The organism is Kitasatospora sp. NPDC023120 (genome assembly GCF_055560835.1).
In genome coordinates this window covers 109468-122797 of the sequence record NZ_JBVHHY010000023.1, presented here as the reverse complement: position 1 = coordinate 122797, position 13330 = coordinate 109468, and the positions used below count along the sequence as shown (strand labels likewise).

Below are 13330 nucleotides of genomic sequence, written 5' to 3'. Positions count from 1 at the left end.
CCGGTCCGCGGAGCAGCCGGTCGCGCGAGGGCGGCATCGACAAGATTCCCGAGCGGACGCTGGCACATGTCGCCAGACCCCCACACCGGTTGACCGGCAAGGATGAGGACACGGCCCGCCCGGAGCGCGTGCTCCGCATCGGGGCGACGACTCCCCTGCACGAAGGAAATCGATGACTCTCCGTGAGATCAAGCCCGGCAACCGCGGCTTCCTCTACGTCAACTCCCACCCCGGGGGCTGTGCTGCCGTCGTCGACGAGCTGTGGCAGCGCACCCCGGCGCCCACCGCCCAGGCGGCCACCGCGGCGGGGCCGGTCGCCCTGATCATCGGCTCCAGCGCCGGTTACGGCCTCGCCGCCACCGTCGCCGCGCTGCGCACCTACGGCATGCGCGGACTCGGCATCGCCTTCGAGGCCCCCGAGACCGAGCGCCGCACCGCCTCCGCCGGCTGGTACCGGACGGCCCGCACCGCAGAACTCGCGGGACCGGACGACGACTTCGCCTTCCTCAACGCCGACGCCTTCTCCACCTCGGCCAAGGAGCAGGCGCTGGACCACCTCGCCGCCCGGTACGGCAAGGTCGACTACCTCGTCTACAGCGTCGCCGCGCCCCGGCGCACCGACCCCGCCACCGGCGAGGTCCACCACTCGGTGATCAAGCCGCTGGGATCCGCCTACCGTGCCAAGACCCTGCAGTTCGAGGGCGAGACCCCGCTCGTCGGCTCGCTGGAGCTCGAGCCCGCCCCCGACGCGGAGCGTGACGCGACCGTTCAGGTCATGGGCGGCGCCGACTGGAAGCTGTGGATCGAGGCCCTGGCGGACCGCGGCCTTGTCCAGCAGGGCTTCCACACGGTGGCGCTCTCCTACGTCGGCTCCGACCTGACCGCACCGATCTACCGGGCCGGCACCATCGGCGCGGCCAAGCAGCACCTGGAGGAGACCGCGCGCCGCCTCCAGCAGGACCTGGCCCCGCTCGGCGGGCAGGCCCACACCGTGGTCGCCGGCGCGGCCGTCACCCAGGCCTCGACCGCCATCCCGTCCATCGCCCTCTACACCAGCCTGCTCCGCGCCGCCCTCGGCGAAGACTTCCAGAGCACCGGTCGGCAGGCCACCGCCCTGTGGCAGCAGCTGACCGGCGCGGCGCCGCTCCAGCTCGACCAGGAGCAGCGGATCCGCCTCGACGGCTGGGAGATGGACGAGAAGGTCCAGGCCGACGTCCACGAGCGCTGGGCCGCCGCGACCACCGACACCCTGCCCGAACTCGCGGACACCGAGTGGTTCCGCACGCAGGTCGGCCGTCTCTACGGCTGGGACGTCCCCGGGACCGACTACAGCGCCCCGGCCCAGACCACGGTCCCCTGGCCGGCTCGGGGCTGATCCCGGAGGGACCGGGCACTGAGCTACGTCACCTGCGTGTTCCACCCCGGTGAGGGTGCCGGGCGGACCCGGGGGTCGTGGCGCACGGACCCGCGTGGTGTCAGGAGCAGGTGTACTGCACGGGCCGGTCGGGGTCGCTCCCGATGAGGGTCTTCTCGTCGGCACTGATCGCAACGATCGAGAACAGGTTCGAGACCGCGGACAACGGGTCCGAGACCACGCCGTCGCGCCACAGGACAGGGTGTGTGGTCGACCCGACGTACGCGACACCGCCCACGGTTCCGTTGCCGCCGATGGCCCTGCCCTCGAGCGCGCCATCGGTGATGGTCCGGACCACCGAACCCTGGGTGTTCCACTCGACCGCGGCGTAGCTCGTGTCGTTCATCACGCCGCCGACGATGCGCCCGTCCCGGATCTCCCACGGACTGACCCGGGTGTCGGGGCCGTTCACGGCGAGCGCGTGCCACACGCCGTTGAGGTCCGTGACGAAGCCACCCGAGTCGTTGGAACCGATGATCCGGCCCTGCTCGTCGATGTCGCGGGGGGTCAGGAAGACGGACGCGGGGAGCGGCAGTTCGCGGTACGTCCCCGGGGCGCTCGCCGGCCACACCACCAGGATGTTCTTCGTGCCGACCTGGGCGGTCCCGGCGATGTCGCCGGCGTTGTTGATCACGCTGGCCCTTGAGCCGGCCCAGGCCGGGTTGGACGGCAGCGCGGTCGTCGTCCCGGTGCGGCTGATGGTCACGGCCGCGGACTTGTTGTTGGTGAAGGTGTTGCCCACGATCAGGCCGGACGAGTTGACGTCCGAGACGTAGGGCCCGTCCACGGGGAGCCGCAGCACGACCTTCCCGTTGTCCCACAGCGTCCCGCGCTTGTCCTTGTAACTGTAGGGCCAGGTGGTGGAGCGCGCTGCGGTGATGCCGACCCCGTACCGGCCGCCGTCGGTCGCGGACAGCGAGCCCTTGACCGCGCCGGCCGGCAGCTCCCAGGCCGCCTGCTGCCACGTGCAGGCCGCCGCCTGGGCGGTGCCGACCGGTACGAGACCGAGTGCCGCCGTGACCGCCGCCACGGCGAGCACGGATCCTTTTCGTCGGTTGAACAAGGGGTCCGCCCTTCTTCGTAAGGAATGCACTTCCGGCTACTCACCCTGATGGGGCCGACCGTGCCGCGTGAAGCAACTTGCGCGAGGAGGAAACGGTCACGTGCGGCGTCGGATTTCGAGTCGGCATTGCCGTGATGGATGATCACGGCGTGGATGTTCGACCTGGAGAATGTGTCGCAGATCGGGCAGCGACGGGTATTTCGTGAGGTATTCGACAACAGCAGCGAGTTACTGAGGTTTTCAGGGCGGGTCGGTGGCGTGTGCGGGCACGCGGCGGCGTCACCGCGAACCCGGCCTCGTCCTCGTCCTCGTCCTCGTCCTCGTCCTCGAAGACGATCCGAGGGCGCGGACCGTCCGGTCCGCGCCCTTCCCGTCACCTGCGGCTTGCCGCCGCCGTCAGGGCAGGTCAGCCCGTGACGCTCGCGGTGATGCCCTTGACGCCGACGGCGCCGCCGGGCACCTCGACCCGGCCGGACCACGTCCCGGCGGTGCGGTCGCCTACATATCCGTCGAGGACCGAGCGGAACACGGCGGGCCTGATGTCGCCGAAGCCGGGTCCCTTCGCGAGGCTTAGCGCGGTCGAGCCCAGCTCACCGGACAGGTCGAGCATCCCCGAGAGCTTCCAGTCGAGCAGCACCGGCCGGCCCTCTCGAGCCAGCAGGTTCCACACGGACCATCGGCCTGATCGGCACGCCAAGATGCGAAAGGTCCACCCACGCGTGCTAGTAGGGCTTTGTTAGGTCCTTGATGTGGTTCGGGTTCTGGGGCGGTTGGCCGCAGATCGAGCAGGCGCTGGTCCAGGTGCTAGGAGGGCTTGGAGTGCGCGGAGGACCGCGTAAACGTTGTCGCTCCGACGGCCGCGCCCAATCGGCCGCTGCGACCGCCCACCGGCGCTCACCCGCCGCCGTTCACCTCGCCCGCGTCCCGTCGGTGGCCACCCCGTTCGCGTCCATCGGCCGGCGTGCACGCCGGCGACGCCCACGGTTCAGTGCAAACCGTCAGTGTGCGCTCGCTCCGCCCGCCGGTGCTGCACCCGCCGTGACCGACGGGGCGAAGGCTGGCAGTTGCTCCAGACTCTCCGCGACCGCCGCGAAGCCATACTCGAGCATCTCGCGCTCGTACCGCTCGACGGCCGGCAGCAGTTCTGCCTCGCCGCGCTCGACCGCGGTTAGCGCGCGGCAGAGCAGTGCCGCGTCCCGGAACGCGGTGTTGGCGCCCATGCCTCCGCTCGGCGGCATGACATGGATGGCGTCGCCGAGCAGGGTGACCTGGCGGGTGCCCCAGTGCGGCACTGGCTTCGCGTAACGGACCGTCAGCACGGAGCTGTTCACGATGTCCGACTGGCGTACCAGCTCCACCAGGTCGGGGTGCCAGCTGGCGATGCCGCCCAGCAGCAGGTCGCGGATCTCCGGCCAGGTTGCGGGCAGCGGCTTGATGTACTCGGGCAGGAACGCACCCCAGCGCAGGTAGCTTCCGGTTTCCGGGAGTTCGACATCGGGGGCCAGTTCGGCGGCGGCGAGGTGCGGCGGGCGGCGGAACTCCATCTTGCCGAGCAGCATCTGCACCTCGGGGCCGTGGACTACGGTGCCGAAGCCCGGGACCAGGCCGGCGAACCGGTCGGTCAGCGGTGTGCGGCCGAGCAGGCCGTTGCCGTCGAGGGTGACCACCTCGGCGTCGGGCAGGAGTTGCCGGCGCACGGGGGAGTTGCCGCCGTCCGCGCCCACCAGCAGGTCGCCGGTGGCGCTGCTCCCGTCGGCGAACTCGGCCCGGACGGTGCCGTCGATCAGCTCGGTGTAGCGGACCAGCCGCTTGCCGAACTCGATCCGGTCGGTGAGCCCGGCCAGCAGCAGGTGCCGCAGGACGTGCCGGTCGGTGGCCGTGCCCCCGTGCAGCGCGCCGAGTTGGCGGATCTCGCGCAGCTGCTCGTCGACCACCCGCCGCTCACCCGAGAGCTCTCCGGTGCTGGCCTCCAGCAGGGGGTGCAAGCGCTGCGGCAGGCATTCGCGCAGCGCGGCCAGTCCCCGGCCGCCGATGCCGATCCGGAAGCCCTGGTACCGGGCCCGCACGCTCGCCTCGCGCTCGTAGATCCGCACGTCGATCCCGGCCTGCCGCAGCCCCTGCGCGAGGCACAGGCCGCCGATTCCGGCACCGATCACCAGAACACGCATGTCGATCCCCCAAACGTGGACACCACAACTTGAACATCGTTCACTTGGTCACTGTTCAAGTTACTTGGCCAGTGTTCAAGTGGCAAGATGCTCCGGAAGCAGGAAGGGATACGAAAGGGGGGACCGATGCCGCTCCGGCAGGCCGATGTGCTCCAGGGCGCCATGGAACTGCTCGACGAGGCCGGCCTCGACGAGCTGACCACCCGTCGCCTGGCACAGCGGCTCGGCGTCCGCGCCGGCGCCCTGTACTGGCACTACCCAAGCAAAGCCGCACTGTTGGACGCGCTGGCCGACCAGATCATCGGCGAGATGCTCACACAGCCGCCCGCCAGCGGCCCGGGCGCCGCCCCCGCCGCCGAGCAGGACTGGCCCGACCGGGTCCGGGAGCTGGCCACCCGGGCCCGCGCGACCATGCTCGCCCACCGCGACGGCGCCCGGCTCGTGGTCTCCTTCACCGCCCCGCCACCCAACGCCGTCGCCTACTTCGGCTCTCTGGTCGACGCCCTGCGCTCGGCTGGTGCCGATGCCCCGGCCGCCCACCTCGGCGCGGACGTGGTCACCAGCTTCGTCAACGGCTACACCCTCGAGGAACAGGCCCGCCAGGCCGCCCTGATCCCCCTGGAGCAGCGCGACGCTGCCTTCCGCCTGGAGCTGGACATCGTGATCGCGGGCATCCGCGCGCGGCTGCTGCGCGACTGACCGGGGCTCGCCGCCGGTCAGTCGCCGTCCAGGTTGGCGCGGCCACGGACCCCGCTCGTTCCGGCGCGTGGTCGAAAGTCCGGGTAAACGTGCCAGGCGCCCGGATCGAGGTTAGGTGCGGTGGTGTGGTTCGGGTTCTGGGGCGGGTTGGCCGCATATCGAGCAGGCGCCGGTCCAGGTGGCCAGGAGGGCCTGGAGTTCGCGGAGGACCGCGTAGAGGGTCAGACCGGCGCAGGGACTTTTGGGTCGAGCCTGAGCATGGTGCAGAAGGCCTGGGCGATGGCGGCGAGAGTGGCGTGGCGGTGCCAGCCGAGGTAGTTGCGGCCCTCGAAGTGGTCCAGGCCGAGGCCGTCTTTGAGTTCGCGGTAGTCGTGCTCGACCCGCCATCTGATCTTGGCGATTCGCACCAGTTCACGCAGCGGCGTGTCGGCGGGCAGCGTCGAGAGCCAGTAGTCGGTGGGCTCGGCGGAGTCGGGTGGCCACTCGGCGAGGAGCCAGCAGTCGGGCAGGGATCCGTCGACGGCGCGGCGGATGGTGCGGTTGGCCGGGCGGACACGCAGGGTCAGAACTGCGAGCGCATCTCGCCGTTCGGGTTGCGCTTGGTGGCTTTGCTGCCCTGGCGCCAGGTGACGGTCCTCGCCCTGTCGCGCCCGGCGGCCAGGACCAGGGCGCGCAGGGTGGTGTGCGGCTGGGGGTAGGCGGACACGGGAGGGCGGCCCTGCCCGGAGTACGGCGGGCGCTCGGGCGTCGCGTCGCCCGGGTACGCGCTCGTGGTGGCCTTGACGGCGACCACGAAGGCCAGGCCGCGCTCGGTCAGGCCCTCACGAAAGCCTGTGGCGTCCCCGTAGCCGGCGTCCGCGACGACCGGCAGATCGGGCAACTCCCAGCCCCCGCGCACCTCATCGAGCATGTCCAGGGCCAAGCGCCATTTCTCCCGGTGCCGTGCGGCATCCGGGACGCCGACCTTGGCCCGGCGGCGCCGGATCGCCTCGGCCAGAAGCGCGTCCTCACCATGCTTGGTGTCGTCCCAGCTCTCGGGCAGGAACAGGCGCCAGTCGACGGCCGAGGAGGCACGGTCGGACACAAGGTTGACGCTGACGCCCATCTGGCAGTTCCCCCGCTTGCCCAGTGCGCCGCAGTACATCCGCGCCACCCCCGGCGAGTCGTAGCCGTCCTTGGGGAAGCCGACATCGTCGATCGCGTACGCCTCGGGAGAGATATGTGAGGCAGCCCAACGTGCCAGCCTCTCAGGGACCTTGGAGTAGTCCCAGGTGGAGGAGGAGACGAACTGCTGCAGCTGCTGGTGGTCCACACCCAGGCGCTCGGCCATCGGCTGCATCGACTTGCGCTTGCCGTCCAGCATCAGCCCGCGCAGATACAGCTCGCCCTGGCCCGCTGGTCCCGACGCGCCAACGAACCGAGCATCTCCGCCGCGAACGCCTCCAAGCGCGGGCGGACTGCCTCCATCTCCTCAGGTGTGACGCCTGACAGAAGATCACAACCTACCTGACGATGATCAATCGGGATACCTAACAAAGCCCTAGGGGCGGGCAGTTCATCGATGCACCGGCCTTTCCCGCAGCACCCACAGACGGGCAGATACGAAATTTTTATTGCGGAACTTTTCCTTCGGATCTACCGTGGACGCATGCCCCAGAAGCCCGAGCCCGACCGGATCACCGACCTGTCCCGCCTGAAGGCTTTCACCAACCCGCTGCGGATGCAGCTCTACCGCCTGCTCTACGCGGCGGGCAGCGCCACCGCCTCGCAGCTCGCCGAGCAGGTCGACCAGGCGCCGTCCCTGGTCAGCTACCACCTGCGCAAGCTCGCCGAGCACGGCTTCCTCGCCGAGGCTAGCGGCCGGAGCAGCGACGGCCGGGAGCGGTGGTGGCAGGTCGCCTCCGAGGAGGGCTGGGGCTTCCGGGAGTCCGATCTCTCGGGGACGCCCGAGGGTGCCGCCGTCGTCGGCGCGGTGACGCAGGGCTTCATCGACTCGCGCACCGCGCAGTACCGCGCATACCTGGCGCAGAGCGCCGCCTGGGGCAGGGAGTGGACCGACGCGGCCTTCAGCTCCGAGTGGATGCTCGACCTCAACCCGGCTGAACTCGTCGAACTGGGCGAGGAGTTGCAGAAGCTGTCCCGGCGCTGGCGGGAACGCGGCAAGGCCGCCAGGGCGGCGGGTGACACCGCGGGCCGCGAGCACGTGTCCGTCCACCTGTACGGGTTCCCCTTCCGCCCCTGACGCCCCGTCGGCCGCAGCCCTCACCCACCGGAGCCCACCATGGCCGTCGCGGAAGCGACCCCGCCCCTCCACTCCGCCACACCACCCGCCCACCGCGACCCCAACGTGCTGCGCTGGCTCGCCGCGTACACCGCATCGCTCATCGGCGACAGCGTCTACTTCGTCGCGCTCGGCTGGTCCGCCCAGCGGGCCACCGGCCCCACCGAGGTCGGCCTGGTCATGGCCGCCGGGGCGCTTCCGCGCGCGGCGCTGATGCTCGGCGGCGGCGTGCTGGCCGACCGGCTGGACCCGCGACGGGTGATCCTCGGCAGCGACGCCCTGCGCTGCCTGCTCATCCTCGCCGTGGCCGCCGCCATCGCGCTGACCACGCCCGGGCTCTGGCTGCTGGTCGCGGTGGCGCTGGCCTTCGGCGCCGTGGACGCGCTGTTCGTGCCCGCCGTCGGTGCCCTGCCGCCCCGGATCACCGGACCCGACCAGCTGGCGCGGATCACCGGCATGCGGTCGCTGTCGATGCGCGTCGGCCAGATCGCGGGCCCGCCGCTCGGCGGCCTGGCCATGGGCCTGGGCGGCCCGGCGGCCGCGTTCGGCGTCGCGGGGATGCTCTTCGCGCTCTCGCTGCCGCTCCTGCTGAGCATCCGGGTCCGGCCCCTCGAAGCGCCGGCCCGGGAGACCGCGCCCGGCACCGGCACGGCTCGCGCCGACCTCCTCGACGGGCTGCGCTACCTGCGTCGCCACCGGCTGATCGGCCCGCTCGTCGCCGTCGGCGCCGTCTGCGAACTCGGACTCACCGGCACCCTCAACGTCGGCATGGTGCTCCTCAACGCCGAACGCGGTTGGGGCCCGTCCGGCTACGGCTGGATCGCCGCCTGCTTCGGCGCCGGGGCCACCGCCGGCGCCGCGCTGCTCACCTTCGCCGGCCGACTGCCCCGGGCGGGCCTGACCATGGCGGGCACCCTGCTCGTCGCCGGTGCGGGCGCTGCGGCGATCGGCCTGGTCCCGAGCCTGTGGACCGCCGCCGTGCTCGCCGCGCTCGTCGGCCTGACCGCGGGCATCTCCGGCAGCCTCATCCACGCCCTCGTCCAGACCGCGGCCTCCCCTGCCTACCTCGGCCGGGTGACCTCCGTCGTGATGCTCGCCATGCTGGGCCTCGCCCCGCTCAGCTACCCGCTGGTCGGCGCCGCCATCGGCGTTTGGGGAGCGGCCCCGGTGTTCATCGCCTGTGGCGGCCTCTCCTTCCTGGGCGCGGCCGTCGCCCTGGCCTCCGGGGCGGTCCGGCGCGCCGAGCTGCCCCGGCGACGGAACCCTGACGATCGGACAGCACGGTAGCGTCCCGGCCCGTGTGGGAGGAGTGGACGCGGCTGGCTACCCCCGCACGCCGGCCCGCCCCACTGACCGCTCCCCCGCCCGAACCTCGCCCGGACCCCGCCCGGACCCAGCCCGGACCCAGCCCGACCAGGCCACTCGTACCGGATTGGCCCGGGACGGCGCACCCGCGGCCAGCTACCCTCGGGCGAAGTCGATCACCGAGGAGAACCGTCATGCAGCCCGAACTCGCCGCCGACCTCCGGCGGTTGCCCGAGCTCCTGGAGGAGACCCGGCAGCACGCCCTCGCCTTCCTCGGCGGCCTCGACGAGCGGCCCGTCGTCCCGCAGGCCGCCCCGACCGGCACCGGAGCGGCCGCGACCGGCACCGGGTCCCTCGGCGCGGCGAAGCTCGCCGAGGCGGGTGGCGGGCTTCCGGCGGCGCTGGCGGAGTTCGCCGAGCGATGGGAGCCGCGGCTGTCGGCCAGTGCCGGGCCGCGCTACTTCGGGTTCGTGACCGGTGGTGCGACCCCGGCGGCGCTGGCGGGCGACTGGCTGACCTCCACCGTCGACCAGAACTCCAACTCCTCGCTGGACCCGGCCGGTCAGCACCTGGAGCGGGAGACGGTCGGCTGGCTGCGCGAGCTGTTCGGGCTCTCGGAGGCGCACCACGGCACCTTCGTGAGCGGCGCGACCATGTCGAACACGGTCGGACTGGCGATCGCCCGCGAGTGGCTGGGTGAGCGGCTCGGCGTGGACGTCGCCCAGGACGGGGTCGGTGCGCTGGGCCCGGTCCGGGTGCTGTCGGGCGGCGCGCACTCCTCCGTCTCCAAGGCGCTGTCGGTGCTGGGTCTGGGCCGGACGGCGCTGCGGCCCGTGCCTCTCCTACCCGGCCGGGAGGCAGTGGACGTGGCCGCGCTCGAGCGGGCGCTGGCCGAGGCGGACGGGCCGTGCGTCGTGGTGGCGAACGCGGGCACGGTCAACACCGTCGACTTCGACGACCTGCGGGCGATCGCCGACCTCCGCGAGCGGTACGGGTTCTGGCTGCACGTGGACGCCGCCTTCGGCGCCTTCGCCGCGCTGTCGCCGCAGCACGCGGAGCTGGTGGCCGGCCTGGACCTCGCCGACTCGGTCTGCGTCGACCTGCACAAGTGGCTCAACGTGCCGTACGACAGCGCCGTACAGTTCACCCGCCGCCCCGACCTGCAGGCCCGGGTGTTCCAGAACTCCGCCGCCTACCTGGGGCCGCTGAGCGAGCACCCCGACCTGGTCCACCTCACCCCGGAGAACTCGCACCGGCTGCGCGCCCTCGCCGCCTGGTTCACGCTGCGCGCGTACGGCCGCTCCGGTCACCGGGAGATCGTGGAGCGCAACGTCGCGGGCGCCCGTGCGCTCGGCGAGGCGGTCGAGCGGATCGACGGCCTGAGCCTGCTGGCACCGGTCCGGCTGAACGTCGTGTGCTTCACCCTGGCGGCGGACCCCACCCCCGAGCGCCTCGCCGCCCTCGCCGGCGAGCTGGCCGACGAGGCCTTCGTCACCCCGACCCGCTACGCCGACCGGCCCGCCCTGCGCGCGGCGTTCAGCAACTGGCGCACCACGGACGCGGACGTCCGCCGGACGGCGGAGGCGCTGGCGCGGGCCGTGCGGAAGCTGACCGTCTGACGAGGCGGCTCGGAGGCGGCTCGGGGACGGCACCAGGACAGCTCCGGGGACGGCACCGCGCTACCGGGGGTCAGCTCCGGTTGTGGTCCCCGGTGCCGCCGTCGATCAACTCCCGCAGGATGTCCAGGTGTCCGGCGTGCCGGGCGGTCTCCGTGGTCATGTGGATCAGCACCCAGCGCAGCGAGACGGTGTTGCCGGACCAGGACGTCCCGAGGTCGTCCAGCTCGAGCTCCCGGATCACCTCGTCCGCGGCGGCCCGCGCCCGTGCGTAGAAGGCCAGGATGTCGGCCGTCGACTCGTGCGGCTCCACCCGCATGTCGGACGAATCGTCGGCGTCGATGTCGAACGGCAGCGGCCCCATGTCCCGTCCGAACGTCTGCCGGAACCAGCCGAGTTCGGCGCCGCCGAGGTGCTTCAGCAGACCCAGCAGGTTCGTCCCCGACGGTGTCATCGGACGGCGCAGCTGCTCGTCGTCCAGACCCTCCGTCTTCCACACCACCGCCTCGCGGTGCCGGTCCAGCGCCGCGTGAAGGCTTTCCTTCTCCCCACCCGTGAAGGGCACTCGTTTGCTCATGCGCGGACCGTACCAGCCGACACTGACACTCCCTTCGCTCACGTCCGCCATGCCCGCCATGCCCGCCCGGCGGGGGTGCCGCGCCCGCCCGCCAGGCGGTCACGGGTGCGCGCCGTCCCCGTACACGCCGCCCGCCTCGTCGGTCAGGTCGGCCATGAACTCCGCGTGGGCGAGGTTCATGAACCGCAGCGGCCGCCACCGGGTGCGGTAGTCGGGGTGGTCGCGGAACTCCCGCGCCGTCTCGCACAGCCGCGCCCACCACACTGACGCGTCATGCCGAATCCGCTGCGTCGACCCGGGCTCGTCGCGGCAACCCTCGAGGATCGCGTCCTCCCAGGCGCCGAGGGTGTCCGACAGGAAGATGCAGTCGCTCTTGGTGATGTCCGCCAGCCGCTCGGCGGCGAACCGGGCACCGCTGCCCTCCGGTTGGGCCTCGACCAGCTCGCCGAGGCGGGCGGACAGGAAGGCCTGCAGCGGCGTGACGTCCTGGTAGTGGAGGTCGTCGGAGAACTCCAGCAGTTCCACGGGCCTGCGTTCGCGTGCCATCGTGCGGTGCCCCCTCGGTTCGGACCGGCGCGTGCGCCGACGGCCCGTCACGCAGAAGTGACAGACCGTCACATTCATCGGGACCCCCGACCCTAGACCCTCCCCGAGCGCCGCCACACCCGGATTCCCGGACTTCCCCGCCGGCCGGTGACGCCCGTGCGTGTGCCGCCGCCGGCGTCGCCCTCCGCAACACGCCTGGCGCACCTTGACCTTCACACCGGTGTGAAGGCCGATGATGCTCCCATGACCGCCACACCTTTCGACCCGTACGCGCTGCTCGCGCAGAGCCGCCTCGGCGTCCTCGCCACCATCAAGGCGGACGGACGCCCCCAACTCTCCCCCGTCCTGCCGTTCTACGACCGGGAGGCGAACGTCATCCTGGTCTCCACCCGGGACGGGCTGGCCAAGACCGCCAACCTGCGCCGGGACCCGCGGGTCAGCCTGGAGGTGACCGGGCCGGACGGACGCTCCTGGGTCACCGCCGAGGGCGTCGCCACCCTCACCGGCCCGGGCACCGACCCCGACGGACCCGAGGTGGAGGCGCTGGTCGACTACTACCGCCGCGCCGCCGGGGAGCACCCCGACTGGGCGGAGTACCGCGAGGTGATGGTCTCGGACCGCCGGGTGCTCCTCACCATCCCGGTCGACCACGTGTACGGCACCCACCTCTGAGCGGTCCCGCCGGGAGTCGCGCCGGTCACTCTCACGGGGGATCGGCGGCGGCCGGGGGACACCCGAAAGTGGTCACCCCAGCGTCGCGGTGACCACCGTGGCGTCCAGGTCCTCGTGCCGGCTCGCCACCGCCGTCAGCCCGGCCGCCCGCGTCACCGCGATGGCCGTCGCCACCTGCCGGTCGCTGGTCTCGAACAGCAGCGACCCGCCCGCCGCCAGCCACCGCGGCGCCTCCGCGACCACCCTGCGCAGCACGTCCAGGCCGTCCGCGCCGCCGTCGAGCGCCGGCCGGGCCTCGTGCAGCCGCGCCTCGGGCGGCAGTAGCGCGAGGTCGCCGGTCGGGACGTACGGGACGTTGGCGATCAGCACGTCCACCCGCCCGCGCAGCTCGGCGGGCAGGGCGGCGAACAGGTCGCCCTGGTGGACCCTCGCGTCGGCCCCGGCCAGGTTGCGGCGGGCGCAGCGGACGGCGTCCGGGTCGATGTCCGCCGCGTACAGCTCGACCGGGTGCGCGGCCCCGGCGGCCACGGCTGCGCCCAGTGCGCCGCTGCCGCAGCACAGGTCGAGCACCACCGCGCCGGGGCCGCGGGGCGGGCCGGTCAGCTCGGTGGCGGCTGCGGCGAGGAACTCGCTGCGCCGGCGCGGGACGAAGACGCCCGGGTCGACGGCGATCCGCAGACCGGCGAACTCGGCCCAACCGACGACGTGTTCGAGCGGCCGCCCCTCGGCCCGGGCGCGGACCATGGCGGCCAGGTCGGCGGGCGAGGCGGCGGCGGAGAGCAGGATCCGCGCCTCGTCCTCGGCGAACACGCAACCGGCGGCGCGCAGTCGGGAGACCACGGAGGAACGGAGGGCGGAGGAGGAGAAGACCGGCAAGAGAACACCTTGGGGGATGACGGGAGGAGGGTGAACGGAGGAGAACGACTCCGTCAGGGCTCCCGCAAGGGCCGGCACCGCGTCGGCGCGCCGTCCGCGCTACGCGCGCGTGG

12 protein-coding genes and 1 pseudogene are annotated in these 13330 nt (G+C 72.6%); 6 read left to right on the top strand and 7 right to left on the bottom strand.

Annotated elements, in window-relative coordinates; genetic code table 11:
* The first annotated feature begins 172 nt into the window (after positions 1 to 172).
* Positions 173 to 1375, top strand: a complete 1203-nt coding sequence (gene fabV, locus ACZ3TI_RS30010; RefSeq protein WP_465731654.1) for an enoyl-[acyl-carrier-protein] reductase FabV — start codon at positions 173 to 175, stop codon at positions 1373 to 1375.
* Positions 1376 to 1475: 100 nt separating this feature from the next.
* On the opposite strand, the gene ACZ3TI_RS30005 is transcribed toward fabV, so the two are convergent.
* From ACZ3TI_RS30005 to ACZ3TI_RS29995, 3 genes are all read right to left on the bottom strand, one after another.
* Positions 1476 to 2453, bottom strand: coding sequence for a hypothetical protein (locus ACZ3TI_RS30005; RefSeq protein ID WP_465731652.1), 978 nt, complete (start codon positions 2451 to 2453; stop codon positions 1476 to 1478).
* Between the two features lie 430 nt (positions 2454 to 2883).
* Positions 2884 to 3114: a hypothetical protein gene (locus tag ACZ3TI_RS30000; protein ID WP_465731650.1), complete on the bottom strand. Its 231-nt coding sequence runs from the start codon at positions 3112 to 3114 to the stop codon at positions 2884 to 2886.
* Between the two features lie 361 nt (positions 3115 to 3475).
* A complete protein-coding gene (locus ACZ3TI_RS29995) occupies positions 3476 to 4645 on the bottom strand; it encodes an FAD-dependent oxidoreductase (protein ID WP_465731648.1) in 1170 nt (389 codons plus the stop codon).
* A gap of 126 nt (positions 4646 to 4771) precedes the next feature.
* Here ACZ3TI_RS29995 and ACZ3TI_RS29990 point away from each other — a divergent pair, with 126 nt between their 5' ends.
* Positions 4772 to 5344 carry a TetR/AcrR family transcriptional regulator C-terminal domain-containing protein gene (locus ACZ3TI_RS29990; protein ID WP_465731646.1) on the top strand — a complete coding sequence of 191 codons (573 nt, stop codon included), beginning with the start codon at positions 4772 to 4774 and terminating at the stop codon, positions 5342 to 5344.
* Positions 5345 to 5565: 221 nt separating this feature from the next.
* On the opposite strand, the pseudogene ACZ3TI_RS29985 reads toward ACZ3TI_RS29990, so the two are convergent.
* A pseudogene (locus ACZ3TI_RS29985) lies at positions 5566 to 6811 on the bottom strand (IS701 family transposase).
* Positions 6812 to 6992: 181 nt separating this feature from the next.
* Here ACZ3TI_RS29985 and ACZ3TI_RS29980 point away from each other — a divergent pair.
* The 3 genes from ACZ3TI_RS29980 (at position 6993) to ACZ3TI_RS29970 (ending at position 10549) form a co-directional block, all read left to right on the top strand.
* Positions 6993 to 7586 (top strand): ArsR/SmtB family transcription factor, encoded by a 594-nt coding sequence (locus tag ACZ3TI_RS29980; RefSeq protein WP_465731644.1) that lies wholly within the window; start codon positions 6993 to 6995, stop codon positions 7584 to 7586.
* A gap of 39 nt (positions 7587 to 7625) precedes the next feature.
* Positions 7626 to 8912 (top strand): MFS transporter, encoded by a 1287-nt coding sequence (locus ACZ3TI_RS29975; protein WP_465731642.1) that lies wholly within the window; start codon positions 7626 to 7628, stop codon positions 8910 to 8912.
* A gap of 212 nt (positions 8913 to 9124) precedes the next feature.
* Positions 9125 to 10549, top strand: coding sequence for a pyridoxal phosphate-dependent decarboxylase family protein (locus tag ACZ3TI_RS29970; protein ID WP_465731640.1), 1425 nt, complete (start codon positions 9125 to 9127; stop codon positions 10547 to 10549).
* 70 nt (positions 10550 to 10619) lie between these two features.
* Here the strand turns inward: ACZ3TI_RS29970 and ACZ3TI_RS29965 are convergent, their stop codons facing one another.
* Positions 10620 to 11123 carry a DinB family protein gene (locus tag ACZ3TI_RS29965; protein ID WP_465731638.1) on the bottom strand — a complete coding sequence of 168 codons (504 nt, stop codon included), beginning with the start codon at positions 11121 to 11123 and terminating at the stop codon, positions 10620 to 10622.
* 99 nt (positions 11124 to 11222) lie between these two features.
* Entirely contained in the window at positions 11223 to 11669 is a 447-nt protein-coding gene (locus ACZ3TI_RS29960; RefSeq protein WP_465731636.1) for a hypothetical protein, read from the bottom strand.
* Between the two features lie 243 nt (positions 11670 to 11912).
* On the opposite strand from ACZ3TI_RS29960, the gene ACZ3TI_RS29955 reads away from it, so the two are divergent.
* A complete protein-coding gene (locus tag ACZ3TI_RS29955; protein WP_465731634.1) occupies positions 11913 to 12341 on the top strand; it encodes a PPOX class F420-dependent oxidoreductase in 429 nt (142 codons plus the stop codon).
* A gap of 72 nt (positions 12342 to 12413) precedes the next feature.
* Here ACZ3TI_RS29955 and ACZ3TI_RS29950 read toward each other — a convergent pair whose 3' ends face one another.
* Entirely contained in the window at positions 12414 to 13217 is an 804-nt protein-coding gene (locus ACZ3TI_RS29950) for a putative protein N(5)-glutamine methyltransferase (RefSeq protein WP_465731632.1), read from the bottom strand.
* Positions 13218 to 13330 lie beyond the last annotated feature (113 nt).

Excerpts from the sequence above, each read along its gene's own strand:
- fabV (WP_465731654.1), top strand. The coding sequence starts at position 173 with ATGACTCTCCGTGAGATCAAGCCCGGCAACCGCGGCTTCCTCTACGTC.
- ACZ3TI_RS29995 (WP_465731648.1), bottom strand. The coding sequence starts at position 4,645 with ATGCGTGTTCTGGTGATCGGTGCCGGAATCGGCGGCCTGTGCCTCGCG.
- ACZ3TI_RS29990 (WP_465731646.1), top strand. The coding sequence starts at position 4,772 with ATGCCGCTCCGGCAGGCCGATGTGCTCCAGGGCGCCATGGAACTGCTC.
- ACZ3TI_RS29980 (WP_465731644.1), top strand. The coding sequence starts at position 6,993 with ATGCCCCAGAAGCCCGAGCCCGACCGGATCACCGACCTGTCCCGCCTG.
- ACZ3TI_RS29975 (WP_465731642.1), top strand. The coding sequence starts at position 7,626 with ATGGCCGTCGCGGAAGCGACCCCGCCCCTCCACTCCGCCACACCACCC.
- ACZ3TI_RS29970 (WP_465731640.1), top strand. The coding sequence starts at position 9,125 with ATGCAGCCCGAACTCGCCGCCGACCTCCGGCGGTTGCCCGAGCTCCTG.
- ACZ3TI_RS29965 (WP_465731638.1), bottom strand. The coding sequence starts at position 11,123 with ATGAGCAAACGAGTGCCCTTCACGGGTGGGGAGAAGGAAAGCCTTCAC.
- ACZ3TI_RS29960 (WP_465731636.1), bottom strand. The coding sequence starts at position 11,669 with ATGGCACGCGAACGCAGGCCCGTGGAACTGCTGGAGTTCTCCGACGAC.
- ACZ3TI_RS29955 (WP_465731634.1), top strand. The coding sequence starts at position 11,913 with ATGACCGCCACACCTTTCGACCCGTACGCGCTGCTCGCGCAGAGCCGC.